Source organism: Mesorhizobium sp. M1312, from assembly GCF_040318115.1.
Lineage (GTDB): Bacteria > Pseudomonadota > Alphaproteobacteria > Rhizobiales > Rhizobiaceae > Mesorhizobium.
The window spans coordinates 362027-377029 of the sequence record NZ_JAMYLQ010000001.1; the positions used below are offsets into that span (position 1 = coordinate 362027).

At 60.3% G+C, this 15003-nt stretch carries 13 protein-coding genes; 8 read left to right on the forward strand and 5 right to left on the reverse strand.

Annotated features, from left to right (window positions below):
* The first annotated feature begins 40 nt into the window (after positions 1 to 40).
* Positions 41 to 526 (forward strand): hypothetical protein, encoded by a 486-nt coding sequence (locus NKH36_RS01780; protein ID WP_352958383.1) that lies wholly within the window; start codon positions 41 to 43, stop codon positions 524 to 526.
* A gap of 29 nt (positions 527 to 555) precedes the next feature.
* Here the strand turns inward: NKH36_RS01780 and NKH36_RS01785 are convergent, their stop codons facing one another.
* Positions 556 to 1587 carry a hydroxyacid dehydrogenase gene (locus NKH36_RS01785; protein WP_352958384.1) on the reverse strand — a complete coding sequence of 344 codons (1032 nt, stop codon included), beginning with the start codon at positions 1585 to 1587 and terminating at the stop codon, positions 556 to 558.
* A 262-nt stretch (positions 1588 to 1849) separates the two neighbouring features.
* Here NKH36_RS01785 and NKH36_RS01790 point away from each other — a divergent pair, with 262 nt between their 5' ends.
* Positions 1850 to 3289 (forward strand): aldehyde dehydrogenase family protein, encoded by a 1440-nt coding sequence (locus NKH36_RS01790; RefSeq protein ID WP_502911940.1) that lies wholly within the window; start codon positions 1850 to 1852, stop codon positions 3287 to 3289.
* Positions 3290 to 3395: 106 nt separating this feature from the next.
* Here NKH36_RS01790 and NKH36_RS01795 read toward each other — a convergent pair whose 3' ends face one another.
* A complete protein-coding gene (locus NKH36_RS01795; RefSeq protein WP_352958386.1) occupies positions 3396 to 4736 on the reverse strand; it encodes a glucoamylase family protein in 1341 nt (446 codons plus the stop codon).
* Between the two features lie 51 nt (positions 4737 to 4787).
* Positions 4788 to 5540, reverse strand: coding sequence for an SDR family NAD(P)-dependent oxidoreductase (locus NKH36_RS01800; protein WP_352958388.1), 753 nt, complete (start codon positions 5538 to 5540; stop codon positions 4788 to 4790).
* Positions 5541 to 6013: 473 nt separating this feature from the next.
* Here NKH36_RS01800 and NKH36_RS01805 point away from each other — a divergent pair, with 473 nt between their 5' ends.
* On the forward strand, positions 6014 to 7276 hold the full coding sequence (locus tag NKH36_RS01805; protein ID WP_352958390.1) for an O-antigen ligase family protein: 1263 nt from the start codon (positions 6014 to 6016) through the stop codon (positions 7274 to 7276).
* 262 nt (positions 7277 to 7538) lie between these two features.
* Here NKH36_RS01805 and NKH36_RS01810 read toward each other — a convergent pair whose 3' ends face one another.
* Together NKH36_RS01810 and NKH36_RS01815 are read right to left on the reverse strand one after the other, a co-directional pair.
* Complete coding sequence (locus tag NKH36_RS01810) at positions 7539 to 8747, reverse strand: polysaccharide biosynthesis/export family protein (RefSeq protein ID WP_352958391.1); 1209 nt, start codon at positions 8745 to 8747, stop codon at positions 7539 to 7541.
* Between the two features lie 172 nt (positions 8748 to 8919).
* A complete protein-coding gene (locus NKH36_RS01815; RefSeq protein WP_352958393.1) occupies positions 8920 to 9594 on the reverse strand; it encodes a sugar transferase in 675 nt (224 codons plus the stop codon).
* 517 nt (positions 9595 to 10111) lie between these two features.
* Here NKH36_RS01815 and NKH36_RS01820 point away from each other — a divergent pair.
* The 5 genes from NKH36_RS01820 to NKH36_RS01840 all read left to right on the forward strand — a co-directional run bounded on the left by NKH36_RS01820 (position 10112) and on the right by NKH36_RS01840 (position 14988).
* Positions 10112 to 10468 carry an exopolysaccharide production repressor protein gene (locus tag NKH36_RS01820; protein ID WP_352958395.1) on the forward strand — a complete coding sequence of 119 codons (357 nt, stop codon included), beginning with the start codon at positions 10112 to 10114 and terminating at the stop codon, positions 10466 to 10468.
* 418 nt (positions 10469 to 10886) lie between these two features.
* Positions 10887 to 11900 carry a glycosyltransferase family 2 protein gene (locus NKH36_RS01825; RefSeq protein ID WP_352958396.1) on the forward strand — a complete coding sequence of 338 codons (1014 nt, stop codon included), beginning with the start codon at positions 10887 to 10889 and terminating at the stop codon, positions 11898 to 11900.
* Positions 11901 to 12166: 266 nt separating this feature from the next.
* Complete coding sequence (locus NKH36_RS01830) at positions 12167 to 12565, forward strand: hypothetical protein (RefSeq protein ID WP_352958397.1); 399 nt, start codon at positions 12167 to 12169, stop codon at positions 12563 to 12565.
* Positions 12566 to 12725: 160 nt separating this feature from the next.
* Positions 12726 to 13595: an endo-1,3-1,4-beta-glycanase ExoK gene (exoK, locus tag NKH36_RS01835; protein ID WP_352958464.1), complete on the forward strand. Its 870-nt coding sequence runs from the start codon at positions 12726 to 12728 to the stop codon at positions 13593 to 13595.
* A 61-nt stretch (positions 13596 to 13656) separates the two neighbouring features.
* Positions 13657 to 14988, forward strand: coding sequence for a UDP-glucose dehydrogenase family protein (locus tag NKH36_RS01840; protein WP_352958399.1), 1332 nt, complete (start codon positions 13657 to 13659; stop codon positions 14986 to 14988).
* Positions 14989 to 15003 lie beyond the last annotated feature (15 nt).

Sequence of the window (15003 nt, forward strand, 5' to 3'; positions counted from 1 at the left end):
TACCAACGTCCTTATTCGATTCGTTCCGAACGGGACCCTTATGAGCAAAGCCCTCACTTCATTCGCATTGATGGCCATACTGACGGCCTTGCTGATGGCTCTCAGCCTGGCAGTGGCCAGGCATGGCTATCCCTATGGTGCGATCGGCGCAAAACGCCTGGACGACGTCGCCGATGCTGGGACATTCATCCCGCTTGCATCAGTCTATTTCTTCAGCGCGCTGCTGATGATGATCCTGCCGATCAGAGCCGCCAGCGTCGTCCTGACGAACGCCGCGGATGCGATCTTCTGGACAGTCATCGTGTTGTTCGCGGCCATCATTGGCTGCCTGGCCGCCAGATGGGCTTTCGATCGGGGCAACATCTTGCCGGCGCTGCTGAACTGGCGCTTCCTGTTTGTCGTCGCCATCGTCGGCTGCCACCTCTTCATGAACGAGCTGCGCCGCAACATCCTGCTGAGAAGCCTGTTCTTCGTCGTCTTCGCCGCAGCGACGCTGGCCTACCTGTTCTGGTCGTTCACCATCTGAGAAACCCGCGCAGGCGCTGGCTTGACGGCTCAGTTCTTGTCGACCGGCTTCGAACGCATACGCGAAACGGTTTCGCGTTCGGCCCGCTTCGACCGCATCGGCGGCAGGCCACGGTCGATCAGGTCCATGTCTTCCAGCACCATGGCCCCCATGCGCTTGAAGGCGATGTCGAGCGCGCCGGCCCGATGGGCGGAGCGCAGGAAGCCGGGCAGCGAGCGTACGGGATGATCCTGTGCCAGCGGCTCCTCCGGAAACACGTCGCTGGCGGCGACGATGTGACCGCTGCGAACGGCGTCCATCAGCGCCGGAAAATCGACCACGCCGGCACGGCTGAGCAGGATGAAAGCGGCTCCCTTGCGCATTCTGGCAAAGGCGTCAGCGCCAAGAAATCCCTGGTTTTCGCTGGTGACCGAAGCGACGACGAAGACGAAATCGCTGGTCGACAGAACCGTGTCGAGGGTAGCCGGCTCGACGCCGTTCTCGATGAGGATCGACGGCGGCAGCCACGGATCGAAGACCTTGGTCCGCGTGCGAAAGCCTGACAGCAGCCGGTTGAGCGCACGGCCGAGATCGCCAAAGCCGATGATACCGACATCCGCGCCGGAGAGAAGCCGCGCCGTCCGGTTGCCGTCGCCGCCCCACAGTTCCTTGCCCTGCCGAAAGGCGAGGTCGGCGTCGACGATGTCGCGGGCGAGGTTGAGCGCCATGGCAAGGCCGAGCTCAGCAACGGGCTCGGCGAACACCAAGCCGGTGGTGACGACATGAATGCCGCGCGAAAACAGCGTTTCATACGGCATGTTGTTGATGAGGTTGCTCTCGACATTGAAGACGCAGCGCAGGGCTTGCATCTTGTCGAGCGTCTCCGGCGCGATCGGCGGCTGGCCGACAATGTAGCGCGCCTCGGCGAGCACATCGGCCGGCAGGGCCGCGACGGCTTCGGGCGACGTCTCGACGATACGGTATTTGGCGCGGAATCTCACCAGTGCGTCGGGCGTGAAAATCAGGTCGAGCGTGCGTGGCTCGGGCGCGCTGATCACCAGCGGCAACGCGCTGTCGGACATGGCAGTTTCCTCCTGATGCGATCCGCGTCGCACCTTCAAGAATCATGTTTTACCACCTCGACACCTAAGCAGGCTTGCGGGGCTTCGCCTGCTTAGGTTTTTGTTTGTCGCAGGTTTTTGTCGGAAAACCGTGAGACACTTTTCCGAAACCTGCTTAGCACATGCCGGTCGAGGAGGAGAACTTTGCCGCCGGCGGCCTTGCGGTGTGGCGGCCGGTGGTCCAGATAGACGGCAATCGAAGGACGACAAGGAAGATAGCGACATGATCCCGATTCGTAAGAACCTCATCGATGGCGAGTGGGTGGGCGATGCCGGCTCCCGCAACATCAACCCGTCCAATCTCGACGACGTGGTCGGCGAATATGCGTCGGGGGACGCCGAGCAGGCCCGGCAGGCCATCGCGGCGGCGAAAGCGGCATTTCCGGCATGGTCCCGATCGGGCCTGCTGGCACGCCATGCGGTGCTGAGGAAGGCGTCGGACGAGATCACCGCGCGTAAAGATGAAATCGGCCGGGCGCTGGCGCGCGAAGAAGGTAAGACGCTGGTCGAGGGCATTGGCGAGACCGTGCGGGCCGCCCAGATCTTCGATTTCTTTGCTGGTGAGACGCTGCGCCTGTCTGGCGAGCAGGTTCCAAGCGTGCGGCCCGGCGTCGGTGTCGAGATCACGCGGGAGGCGGTCGGCGTTGTCGGCATCATAACGCCGTGGAACTTCCCGATCGCAATCCCGGCGTGGAAGATCGCTCCTGCCCTGGCCTATGGCAACACCATCGTCTTCAAGCCGGCCGAGCTGGTTCCGGAGAGCGCCTGGACCATTGTCGATATCCTGCACCGCGCTGGCCTGCCGAAGGGCGTGCTCAACCTCGTCATGGGCAAGGGTTCGGTGGTCGGCCAGGCCATGCTCGACAGCCCTGACCTCAATGCCATCACCTTCACCGGCTCGGTCGGCACCGGCAAGCGCGTCGCTGGCGCCAGCGTTGAGCACATGCGCAAGTTCCAGCTCGAAATGGGTGGTAAGAACCCGCTTGTCGTGCTCGACGATGCAGATCTTGCCGTCGCCGTCGACTGTGCGATCAATGGCGCATACTTCTCGACCGGCCAGCGCTGCACGGCATCGTCCCGCCTGGTGGTGACGGATGGCATCCATGACCGCTTCGTGGACGCTATGAAGGATCGCCTGGGCAAGCTGGTCGTAGGCGACGCTCTCGATTCGAAAACCCAGGTCGGACCGGTGGTCGACCAGAGCCAGTTGAAACAGGACGAAGACTATATCGCTATCGGTCGCCAGGAAGGCGCCGATCTCGCATTCGGTGGCGAGCGGCTCGATCGCGACACCCGCGGCTTTTACCTGCAGCCGGCGCTGTTTACGCAAGCCACCAACGCCATGCGCATTTCACGCGAGGAGATTTTCGGACCGGTCGCCAACGTCATCCGTGTCAAGGACTATGACGAGGCGTTGGCGGTGGCCAACGACACGCCGTTCGGGCTGACGTCGGGCATCTGCACGTCGAGCCTCAAGCACGCCACGCATTTCAAGCGCAACTCGGAGGCCGGCATGGTGATGGTCAATCTGCCGACGGCGGGCGTCGACTTCCACGTGCCTTTCGGCGGCCGCAAAGGATCGAGCTACGGCCCGCGCGAGCAAGGCCGCTACGCAGCGGAATTCTACACTACGGTAAAGACCGCCTACACGTTCGCCGGCTAAGTAAATCTAGCCGGACGGAATCGAACGTCCCTCCCAGCAAGCGCGAGTTGCTGGGAGGGCGAACGTCTTCGTGCCCGACACGACAGCAACAGCTGGGCAGCAGCCGTCATTCAGCAGGGTCCTTGGGAGGGCTCGCCGGCTGCGACAGCCAGCCGCCGCTGAACCCGGCCTTGCTCAGGCCGCGACGGATATGCGGGCTCGACCGCATCAGGTCCCAGATCAGGCGCGAGCGGTGGTTTTCGATCATCAGCACGACGATGCCCTGGTCCAGTCCGTAATGCGCATCCGATATCCAGCCGCTCGGCCCGAACGTCCGCCGGTTCGCCAGCGTCGGGTTGAAGCCGCTCGGCATCCTGAAACCGTCGACCACCTCAGGGTGGCGTTCTCTGAGATGGCGCAGCGCCGGCAGGCAGATTTCCGGCGCGAAGGGCAGCGATGCGAGATACGACCACGGCGCTATCGTTCCATCGTCGGGGCCGAACGGTGCGCCGCGCGCCGCATAGCCGGAAAATTTCCGCGGCCGCCGCTCGATCCGCGCGCGGAATTTGCCGGGTCCGTCACCCGCCGAGAGACCCCAAAGTCCTTCGCCGTAACCGTCGTAGCCGGAGGGGTTGTGCCGCGCATAGTCCCGGTGAAGGTAGGTCGCGCGGCGGCTGTTTTCGAAATAGTCCGAGTTCTTCTCCCTCATGAACGCGTCCCGAATGCCGTCGAAGTCGATCCAGGCATGCGAGAACTGGTGCATGAACAGCGGGCCGCCGTAGAGCACGTCGTAGCCGTAGATGTTTTCCCACTGATATGTCGCCGTCCAGCCGGCATAGCTGTTGTCCGAGGCTGGCTTGTCGGGGGCGGCCATCGCCAGGACGTAGAGGATCGTCGCTTCGTTGTAGCCTTCCCAGCCATAACGCAGAAAACCGCTGTTCGGCTTCCAGCCCTGTCGCAAGGTCGGACTGCTGCCTTGCATCCATCGCCAGTCGACGCGCCGATAGAGCATTTCCGCCAGGTCGCGAATTTCGGCTTCGTCGTCAGTGTCGCCTGTGAAATAGGCGCCAGCCACGAGCACGCCGGCGATCAGCAGCGCCGTGTCCACCACCGACAACTCGCATCGCCAGGCGCGCAGGCCGGTCCGCATATCGAGGAAGTGGTAGTAAAAGCCTTTGTGGCCGCTGACGTCGTCGCCATTGCCTTGCCGGCTGTTCCAGAAGAAGCGCAGTGCGGCAAGCGTCAGCTTCGCGGCTGCGTCGCGTGTCATCCAGCCTCGCTCGACCCCGACCGGATAGCAGGACAACGCGAAGCCGACGACCGCGATGCTTGCCGGCCAATCTGGCCGCGAGGTGTCGGCGACCAGCCCGTTTTCCGGATTCACGCTTTCCAGAAAATAGCCGAAGGCCGCGCATTGGAAGCGGTCGAGCAGGTCTTCGTCGGACAGTGGAGGTTCGACCCTAAGCAAACGACGTGAACTCCAGTCTGGCGGTCCTGGCGGTAAATCGCCCGACTTGCTTCAATAGGTGGCCCGGCCGCCGGAAACGTCGAAAACGGCGGCCGTCGTGAAGGAGCATTCCTCGGAAGCGATCCACGAGATCAGCGCCGCCACCTCCTCGACCTCGCCAAACCGCGCCATCGGTATCTTCGACAACATGAAATCGATGTGCTGCTGGCTCATCTGCTGGAAGATCGCGGTGCGCACCGCCGCCGGCGTGACGCAGTTCACCGTCACCTTGGTCTTGGCCAGTTCCTTGCCCAACGACTTGGTCAGGCCGATCACCGCCGCCTTTGACGCGCTGTAGGCTGAGGCATTCGGGTTTCCCTCTTTGCCGGCGATCGAGGCGATGTTGACGATCCTCCCGTAATTGCGCTCGAGCATGTGCGGAACAAGCGCCTTGTTGCAGAAGAAGACGCCGTTGATGTTGATGTCGATGACCCGGCGCCAATCCTCCACCGAATAGTCCCAGGTCGTCATGTTCGGTCCGGTGATGGCCGCACTGGTGACCAGGATATCGACCGCGCCAAGGGCATCGATCGTCTGCCGGGCGGTCTGTTCGACCGCCACGGGATCGGCGACGTCGACAGTCACGCCGTGCAAGTCGGCAATGACAGCCTTGGCCTGCTCGATCTGGCTGGAGTCGCGATCCCAGACGCAAACGCGTCCGCCCTCTTCAACGATTCTTTGCGCGACAGCCAGGCCGATGCCTGAGGCGCCACCGGTGATCAAGGCCGATCGTCCGGCAAACCGTCCCGCAAAACTCATCGTCATGTGCTCGTCCTCCCAATCGGCGGCGAATGTGAAGTCAACGGAGGAGAAGTTCAAGCCGGAGTCTGGAGTCTCCGAACGGGTTCATGGTGAGCCAGGAGCAGCCGCTTCAACGACGCGGCCTTTGGCTACACCTTCTCGGGCCGGTGGTGGAAGAACTGCAAAGACAATTCGCGGTGGCGATGCCGAGCTTCTCATAAATCCGGCGGCGATGGCTCTTGACCGGCCGACCGTGATGCTGGGGCGCTGTTTGCGAGCGGATGGCCGGTGGGGATCAACTGGACGAGTTTCCGCTCCCGCAACGAGAGTTCCTCTCTTATCGCCCTCCCGGGGGGGGGCGCCTTATGGCTGTTTTTGCCTCATTTGGGTGACAGGCTGTAGGGGATGGGCTATATTGCACTGCACAATGAACGCGTTCGCGCATGGCGCGGCGGCGAATTGGCATTGAACTGCATGGACGGGAATTCGCTACCGAGATGAAGATTCCAAAATCTCTGTTGGTCGACCCGGAGAAGAGCACGGTCTATGGCACATTTGCTGTTGCCATATCCATTTGGGCGTTCTCCTACTCCTTCGTTTTCGGCCAGATCTTGATCCTGGCCTATTATGCGGTCTGGCTTCCCCTCATCCTGGTAGACTACCGGAGGCTGTTGCGACATGCCTCCAGCGCGTGGCTGCCGCTGGCGTTTGCAGTCTACGTCTGCCTCTCGTTTTTCTGGTCGGATGCCCCAGGCATCACGTTGCGGACGGCAATCCAGTATTGCTCCCATATCGCCTGCGCCTATATCGCCGCGCGCACCGTCAGCGTCCGGACGTTGACGATAGGCTCGCTGATCGGGATTTTTCTCGTCCTGCTCTATTCGCTTATGGTTGGGGGTTATTCCTATGATGTCCTCGACGGGACGTATAATTTCACTGGCGCATTCAGCTCTAAGAACCAGATCGGCTTTGTCGCGTCCCTTGGCATCTATTTTTGCGTTGTCTTCCTGGCCTTTCTCAGGCGCGGCCGGATCAGCCTTCTCTTGACGGCGCCCGTTCTCGTCCTGTCGGCCTATCTACTGGTCATTTCGCATTCAGCCACCTCGATGGCTTCGATACCGGCAGTTCTCGCTCTGGTCGCTCTGCTTGCCATGGCGAAGAAGCTTTCGCTCCGCTATCGAAGGGTGATTTTTCTGGTCGGCGCATGCGGGCTGGTCGCGGTGACCGCGGTTGCCTTTGCGGGACTTTTGGATTTCGTCCTTGGCGTCTTCGGAAAGGATTCTACGCTCACCGGACGGACCTATCTCTGGGAGCAGGGCTGGGATGCGGCGCAGCAAGCGCCGATCCTCGGCGTCGGCTATGCGGCCTATTGGGTGCAGGGTTTCGCCGAGGCCGAGCGGCTTTGGAACGAATTCTACATCACGGCCCGAAGCGGCTTCCACTTCCACAACACCTATATCGAAGCCGTCGTCGAACTTGGCTATGTCGGGGCGACGCTGATTTCGCTGATCATCGTGCGCACGCTGTGGGGCCACATATCGGCGTTGATATTCAGGACATGGCAAGCCGAGTCTGTGATTCTTGCCGGCGTGATGGTGCTTCTGTTCATCCGGTCCTTCGTCGAGGTCGAGACCCTCAACCCCTATATCATGGGCTCCTTCCTCCTGTATTACAGCTACTTCAAGTTGGTGAGGGTGCCTGTCGCCCGTCCTCGGTGGACTGCGGCCGACCTGGCCGAACCAGAAACCGCAAAGGGCTAAGCAAAGCGCTGAACGTCGCCTTGATATTCGGCTGTTAAAGTTGGCATCAAAAACGAATGTAATCTGGGGCGCCACACTTTCGCGAATTATCGGGCTGGATTTCCTGCAACCAGGCTTCGTGGGGTGCACTTTTGGTGATCACAACGACGCTTCCCCGCGGATAGCCGCTCCTCGCTGAGGAGCGTGCATCTATGCGGACGGCCTTGGCATGACGCTCCCTTTGAGCGTCAGCTGACGTTTTGGTATTCGATCGCTCGAAGGCCTATTGGCTAGCCATTGGCGCCAGCTTCACCTTGATCACGTCCCCGGGCAGCACGGGCGTGTCTTCGCTGGCGGCGATTTCGCTGGTCTTGCCGTCGGCCACCCGAACCAGGGCAAACGACATCGTTGGCTCTTCGCCGTCGCGATAGCGTTGCAACGCCGGGTCCCCCGCCATGGCTTCGGCCATCAGGCCGGTTTGCATGTTCATCTTGAGCATCGTCGCACTGAGATCGGCTTCTACCTGTTGCCGGTCGGCGGCGAGGCTCGCATTCTGAGTGTTTTCCAGGTCGATGGCATCCTGATTGGCCTTGCTGATCGACTGCTTGGCGGTAAGGATGGCCGTGTCGTAATCCAGGATCTGGCCTTCCAGGTCGGCGATCGTTTGTTGCGAAGTCAGAACCCGCGTGTTGACGACAAGGCCTTTCTGCGCCAGCGAGCCGATGCCGCTGAGCTGTTCCTTTGCCAAGTCGACCTGCCGCTGCTGGTTGACGATCTTTTTCTGCAGCGAATCGATCTCGCTCTGCAGCAGCTTCTTCAAATCGTCGAGCGCCTGAAGGCGCAGTTTGAGCTTCTTTTGATCAGCCGTCAGGATTGCCATCTCGTCCGCAACGACGCTTGCCACCTTCGGATCGTCGGCCACCTCCTTCGGCACGTCGAATGTCGGCTTGTCCGCCATCTCCGCTTCGATGCGCGCGCGCCTGACGATCAGCCGGACCCGTTGGTCTTCGAGAACGTCAAAATCGCCCTTGGCATTGATCATGTCGCGGTCGTACCGCTGTCCTTCGGGGACCCGCCGGAGGCCACCCGCGATGCTCATCGCCCTCAGGACGGTCAGGCCGGGCACGTAAGGATACTGGCCGGGCGTCTGGACCTCCCCGGAAATGTAGAACGGCCTGTACTGCGCCATTTCGACGGAGGCTTCCGGCCGGTCCGCCAAAGCGAGCTTGCGCTGGAGCGCCTGGCTGATCGCTGCCGCGATCTCGGATGTGGTTTTGCCGGATGCCGGCATTTCGCCGACGAACGGCACCGACAATGTTCCAGACGGGCCGACCGTGTATTCTCCGTTGACGGCCGTCCAGTCGCGGAACGTGCCTTCCACGGTCTGCCATTCGGCCACGCGGATGGTCAGCTTGTCCTGCGATCCAAGGCGGTACTCATCGGCGACGGCGAGTTGGGGAATGGTGAGCGCCAGCGCGAGGCAAGTGGTCATAAGCCGCATCCGCCGCATGCGATTGCTAACAATGCCGGCGCAGGAGATTTCGAAGATATTTGTTTTCAACTGAACGTTTTCCGATCCGTTTTAGCCCCGCCCGATGAAACTTGCTGCAGAATGTTTGGCGCCTGGACTGTCACTCCTCCACACAGAACCGGCTCCCGGCCGGTCAGTAGCAGCCCCGCGACATCCAGACGGCAGGCACGGTCTTGATGATGATGCGAATATCCTCGAACAGCGACCAGTTTTCGACATAGTGGCGATCGAATGCGACGCGGCTGTCATAGGAAACGTCGTTGCGGCCGCTGACCTGCCAGAGCCCGGTCAGGCCGGGGCGCGATTTCAGGTAATAGACGGCCGAACTGCCGTAGATCTCAAGCTCGTCGCGCACGACGGGGCGAGGCCCGACAAGGCTCATGTCACCCTGAAGGATGTTGATGATCTGCGGCAGCTCATCGAGGCTGAGCTTCCTCAGCACGGTCCCGACGCGCGTGACGCGCGGATCGTTCTTGAGCTTGCGGGTGGCTACCCATTCGGCGTTGGCTTCCGGGTTGGCGGCAAGATATGCCGCCAGCACCCGTTCGCCATCCTGAACCATGGTGCGAAACTTGAGGCACGGGAAAATCCGTCCTCCCCGACCGATCCGGCTGTGACCGTAGAAAATCGGCCCGCCGTCGGATAATTTGACAAGCAGCGCGACCATCACAAACAGCGGACTGAGAGCAACCAGGCCAATCAGTGAACCGGCAATATCGAAGCTGCGTTTGAGCAGGCCGCCGATTGGTGGAAAGTCGATACCGGCCTGCGAAAAATCCGCGTTGGCCGGCTTGGCTACGTCCCTCATGCGTAAACTCCATACGTTGAACGGATGGTTTACCACACAATATCAAAAAAATGCTGCATCGCAACACACAATTCCTTGAGCGCCTGAAATAATCACGTCATGAATTGACTAAATGATAAACCGATCCTGCTCAAATTTTGGCCTTTGTGGCGAGTTTGTGACAAATTATGGGCAACCTTGAAAAATCTAGTGCCTTTTTGAGGCTGATTTTGGGCGATTCCCTCTTTGTGCCTCGTCCTTGAGCATTATCGCTCTGTAGATTTGTAAAATATAGAGGGATTTTAAAGTAAAATACTGATTAATATTGTGGCTCTTACTGATGTGAGTCCATACCGGGAGATTGGTCGTGCCACCCGATGTGTGCATCGCAACATGGCAGAGTCGATCCCGCGAACTTATCCAAAATAATTTGCCGTTGGCCTCGCCCGCTATTGCCCACCTTAATAGAGTTGCAAATTGTTTCTGTCAGAGTATGGACAGCGTGGGAAGGCCGGAAGCAACCGGCCAAAGAAAGCGAGTGGCCTCAACAAGCTCGCATGTCGAAGGGAGGCTCGGGGTGGGTCAACGATATTTGCCCGGGCAGGTTGACGGGCTGTCGGGTATGTCGCTACCAAAATTCATTGTCGGCATGATTTTCGCTCTGGCGATCGTGGTCGCCTGGTCTTATCTCGACGGCGCTTCGCTTGGCACAACGCTTTTTCGCGCTATAGCCTGCGCCATTGTCATCCAGCTGGGCTACTTTCTGCTGCTTTTCGTCATGGTTGCCAGAAATACCCCGACGTCGGCTGATAGGAATCGCGATGCGGAACGAATGCTGAGTGTGACCGAAGCGGCCGATGGCGAGAAGTTCAGTGCAAGGAGAAGCCTCCACTGACCGGACGGTAGGTAGCGTCGGCCGGATTCCCGGCGGACTGCTCGCCCGAAGCATCCGTGACAACCGGCTTCCGGATTTTCCCTTCAGCCTCGACCCCTAGTATGGCCTAAATTCTGTCGACTTGGTGATCAGCGATTCGAGTGCGCTGACGGCTCCATCCAGAATGAGCAGGGACGGTTTGCGACGCGTTCCGTCTGTCCGCGGGCATTTCACCGCCCATCGATTGCGCCATGAGATACCGACAGGAAAGACTGGACGGGGCGAATGATTTTGACGATGCTTTGCTTCGCATTGCAGCATAAGCGCTGGCTGGCGCTTTTTAAACGACCGGACAGTCAGTGAGGACGAGAGCTGCATTGGCCATTCAACGCGACCCAGCGAGGAAATCGGAGCTACGGTGCAGTCGAGAGGCGAATTGGTGACGGAACCCCAGGTCTGCGTGGTCATCGCTGCCCGCAACGCGGCGCGGACAATCCCGGTTGCCATCGGATCGGCATTGCGCGAGCCGGAGGTGGCGGAAGTCGTCGTCGTCGATGACGCCTCCACCGACGACACCGCGAAAGTCGCTCGGGCGGCCGACGATGGCAGCGGCAAGCTTTCCGTCATCCGGCTCGACGTCAACGGCGGTCCCTCCTTCGCCCGCAACGCCGCGATCGCCAGCTCCAAATCGCCGTTCATCAGCGTTCTGGACGCCGACGATTTTTTTCTCGAGGGCAGATTTCGCGAATTGTTCGCCAGCGCCGATTGGGATTTCGCTGCGGACAACATCATGATGATCAGGGATGATGCGGTCACCGACGTCTCGAAAATCACCGCTCCGCGGTTTTCGGCCGATCCGGAATTTCTCGATTTCGAGCGTTTCATCGAAGGCAATATTTCCAGTCGCCGTGTGCGGAGAGGTGAGTTGGGCTTCCTCAAACCGGTGATCAGCCGCGCGTTTCTCGACCGGCATGGGCTGCGTTATGACGAAAACCTGCGGCTGGGCGAAGACTATGAACTCTACGCGCGCGCGGTTGCTTGCGGGGCGCGCTTCAAAGTCATCAGGTCCTGCGGCTATGGCGCCATCGTTCGCGCGGATTCGCTGAGCGGTCAGCACAAGACGCAGGATCTCAAGCGTCTGGCAGACGCGGATCTGGCGCTGCTGGCGATCGACAGTTTGCCGGAAGGTTCTAAGGCCGTGCTCAGAAGGCACGAACGGCAGGTCCGCGACAAATATCGGTTGCGAAACTTCCTCGACGTGAAGAACGAGCAGGGGCTGACATCGGCTGCGGCCTACGCCCTGGCCAGCCAATCCAACCTCATCCCCATCCTTCGCGGCGTGGCCGCCGACAAGCTGGATGCGCTGTTTCGCCGCGCCGGCTTTGCCTCGAAGCAGCCTGTGCCGCCGCTGCGCTTTCTCATGGCCGCAACCAGCCCGGTCGCCGAGACTTGAGCTGTCCGCAACCGGCGCCATGCCGATCATGTCAACAGGTCCTTACCCTGCTCCAAAGTGATGTGAATTTCCGATTCGCCGCACTAGTTGGTTGCCTACTCGCTTTGGGGATGGCATGTATGTTGCGGTGCAGCAATTTTGATTGGCTGTTTGAATCGGCCCGAAAATGTCCCCCTGTCAGAGGAGCTGGACGATGCGACAAGACTTTTTTGGCCCGGACGGGCACAGGGATAGCCTTAGGCCGGCTATGACAGGAAACTGAGCGCATGGCCTCGATATTTGGCTTCAGATCAAGGGATCCGGCTCGAGACAGGCAGACCGACATCTCGCGCATTGACCGCCTGGCAAAGCTGCTTGACCAGATCGCAGCCGAGGTCGAGGCGGAGAAAAACGGCCTTGAGAATCGCTACCGGACAACGGCCACCAACGCGGCCTTCCTAGTCGAGGCGATGGAAAATGGGGCGGCCTCCTCCAGCAGATCCTCCGAGGTCAGCGAGCTGACGAAGTCGATCCTGAACTATGAGCGGCGCATCGCGGCGCTCGCGCGCCAGAACGAATTGATGAAGGATCTCCGTCATTCGCTGGATGCAATCTTCGACGAAGGCGCCCAGCGTAGCTCGACCGCCAAGGCTGATTTCGCCAAGCCGGCCGCCGGCACAGGGTGAACTTCAAGATCCCTGGGTGGGCCCACAGGAGGTGTGGTGTCACTGGGCAAGTAAAGAGGCGGCACAAGGAACGTACTGGCAGAAGGTCAAGGTCAGCTCGTTTCGTCATGGTTTGAACGTCGACTTTGGGTTGGGGGCGCAGCACAAAGGTGAGTTTGGTATGAACGCGGATCCGAAAAGCACGTCCACCCCAGCAACCGGCGGCAGGCCGTTCAAGCGCTCGATCAGGCAAGGAAACCTGAGGCAGCTATGTTCGGGCGGCGCGTTTCTGCTGCTCGCACTCGGCAGCCTGGTTGCAGGCCCGACCCCTTCCCATTCGCAGGAGATCCCGACTGCGCCATCGTTCGTCGATGATTTCACCAGCTTCGATCGTGCGCGTTGGTACATTGCCGACGGCTGGACGAACGGCAAGCACCAGAACTGCACCTGGTCCAAAAGCCAGGTCCGGCTTTCCGACGGCATGCTGACGCTCGGTTTCGAAAAGCAGAAACTAAAGGATCGTGACTTTGCCTGTGGCGAGGTCCAGACCAAGCAGCGCTTCGGCTATGGCACCTATGAGGCGCGGATGAAAACCGATGCGGGCTCCGGCATCAACGCCGCTTTCTTTACTTACATCGGCCCCACTGACAAGCAGCCGTGGGATGAAATCGACTTCGAGGTGCTGACCAAGGACACCTCCAAGGTGCAGGTCAACGCGTACGTAGCCGGCAAGGGCAACAACGAGAAATTGGTGGATGTAGCTGGCGGCGCCGACAAGGCTTTTAACGACTACGCCTTCGTCTGGGAGAAGGACCGGCTGCGCTGGTACGTCAACGGCCAACTGATGAACACGATCACTGATCCGGCAAAGCTGCCCACCCATGCGCAAAAGATATTCTTCAGCCTCTGGGGCAGCGACACGATGAAGGAATGGATGGGGCCGTTTTCGGATCCGGGCCGCAAGCTTACCTTGCAGGTGGACCGCGTCGCCTTCACGGCGCTCGGCCAGCCGTGCCAGTTTCCGGAATCGCTGGTATGCAGCGTAAAGTAAAGACTAATCTGAACCGGCCGGACCGAAAGCGCTCCGAAGTCTTGAACAGGAATGAAATCAAATGAATTTGACGGTCTTTGGAATTGGCTATGTCGGTCTCGTGCAGGCGGCGGTGCTTGCCGAAGTCGGACATCAGGTGATGTGCGTCGACATCGACGTGAAAAAAGTGGAGCGGCTCAATCAGGGTCTCATCCCGATTTTTGAGCCCGGGCTCGAAAATCTCGTCAAGGAGAACCACGCAGCCGGCCGCATCAAGTTCACCACCGATGCCGCGGCCGCCGTCAAGCATGGCCAGATCCAGATGATCGCTGTCGGCACGCCTCCGGGCGAGGATGGTTCGGCCGACCTAAAATATGTTCTGGCCGTTGCCGAAGCCATCGGCCGGGAGATGGACGCGCCCAAGATCGTCGTCGGGAAGTCGACGGTGCCGGTCGGCACCTGCGAAAAGATAAAGGCCAGGATCGCCGCGACGCTGAAGGCGCGGGGCCGCGAGGATCTGACTTTCGACGTCGCCTCCAATCCGGAATTCCTCAAGGAAGGCTCCGCGGTGGCCGACTGCATGAAGCCCGATCGCATTATCGTCGGTACCGGCAGTGAGGATACCGAGGCGGTGATGCGTGAGCTTTACGCTCCATTCAACCGGAACCACGAGAAGATGATCGTGATGGATGTGCGCAGCGCCGAGTTCACCAAATATGCCGCCAATTGCATGCTGGCGACCAAGATCAGCTTCATGAACGAAATGGCGAATCTGGCCGAGGAGCTGGGCGCCGACATCGAGGAGGTCCGCAAGGGCATCGGCAGCGATCCGCGCATCGGCTACCACTTCATCTATCCGGGCCTCGGCTATGGCGGCTCATGCTTCCCCAAGGACGTGCGCGCCCTGATCAAGACCGCCGAAGGCGTCAAATTCGATGCCAAGCTGCTGCGCGCGGTCGAGGAACGCAACAACGAACAGAAGTCGGTCCTGTTCGACAAGGTGAACCGCTATTTCAAGGGCAATCTGAAGGGCAAGACCTTTGCGCTGTGGGGCCTGGCTTTCAAGCCCAATACCGACGACATGCGCGAGGCGCCGGCGCGTGTCTTGATGGAAGCGCTCTGGAAGGCGGGCGCCAAAGTGCAGGCTTACGATCCCGAGGCGATGCAGGAATGCCAGGCCATCTACGGACTGCGCGAGGATCTGCTCTTGTGCGGCACCAAGGAGGCAGCGCTGCGTGGCGCCGATGCGCTGATGATCGCCACCGAGTGGAAGAACTTCCAGGCGCCGTCGTTCGACGCGATGAAGGATGCGCTGGTCACGCCGATCATCTTCGACGGCCGAAACCTCTACGACCCCAAGGTCATCGCTCGCTACGGCATCGAATATCACTCGATCGGCAGGATGGCGGCGTGACGATAGGGCTGTCCA

Bases quoted from the DNA above. Each gene is read 5' to 3' on its own strand.
- NKH36_RS01790 (WP_502911940.1), top strand. From the start codon at position 1,850: ATGATCCCGATTCGTAAGAACCTCATCGATGGCGAGTGGGTGGGCGAT.
- NKH36_RS01785 (WP_352958384.1), bottom strand. From the start codon at position 1,587: ATGTCCGACAGCGCGTTGCCGCTGGTGATCAGCGCGCCCGAGCCACGC.
- NKH36_RS01840 (WP_352958399.1), top strand. From the start codon at position 13,657: ATGAATTTGACGGTCTTTGGAATTGGCTATGTCGGTCTCGTGCAGGCG.
- NKH36_RS01815 (WP_352958393.1), bottom strand. From the start codon at position 9,594: ATGAGGGACGTAGCCAAGCCGGCCAACGCGGATTTTTCGCAGGCCGGT.
- NKH36_RS01780 (WP_352958383.1), top strand. From the start codon at position 41: ATGAGCAAAGCCCTCACTTCATTCGCATTGATGGCCATACTGACGGCC.
- NKH36_RS01800 (WP_352958388.1), bottom strand. From the start codon at position 5,540: ATGACGATGAGTTTTGCGGGACGGTTTGCCGGACGATCGGCCTTGATC.
- NKH36_RS01810 (WP_352958391.1), bottom strand. From the start codon at position 8,747: ATGACCACTTGCCTCGCGCTGGCGCTCACCATTCCCCAACTCGCCGTC.
- exoK (WP_352958464.1), top strand. From the start codon at position 12,726: ATGAACGCGGATCCGAAAAGCACGTCCACCCCAGCAACCGGCGGCAGG.
- NKH36_RS01805 (WP_352958390.1), top strand. From the start codon at position 6,014: ATGAAGATTCCAAAATCTCTGTTGGTCGACCCGGAGAAGAGCACGGTC.
- NKH36_RS01830 (WP_352958397.1), top strand. From the start codon at position 12,167: ATGGCCTCGATATTTGGCTTCAGATCAAGGGATCCGGCTCGAGACAGG.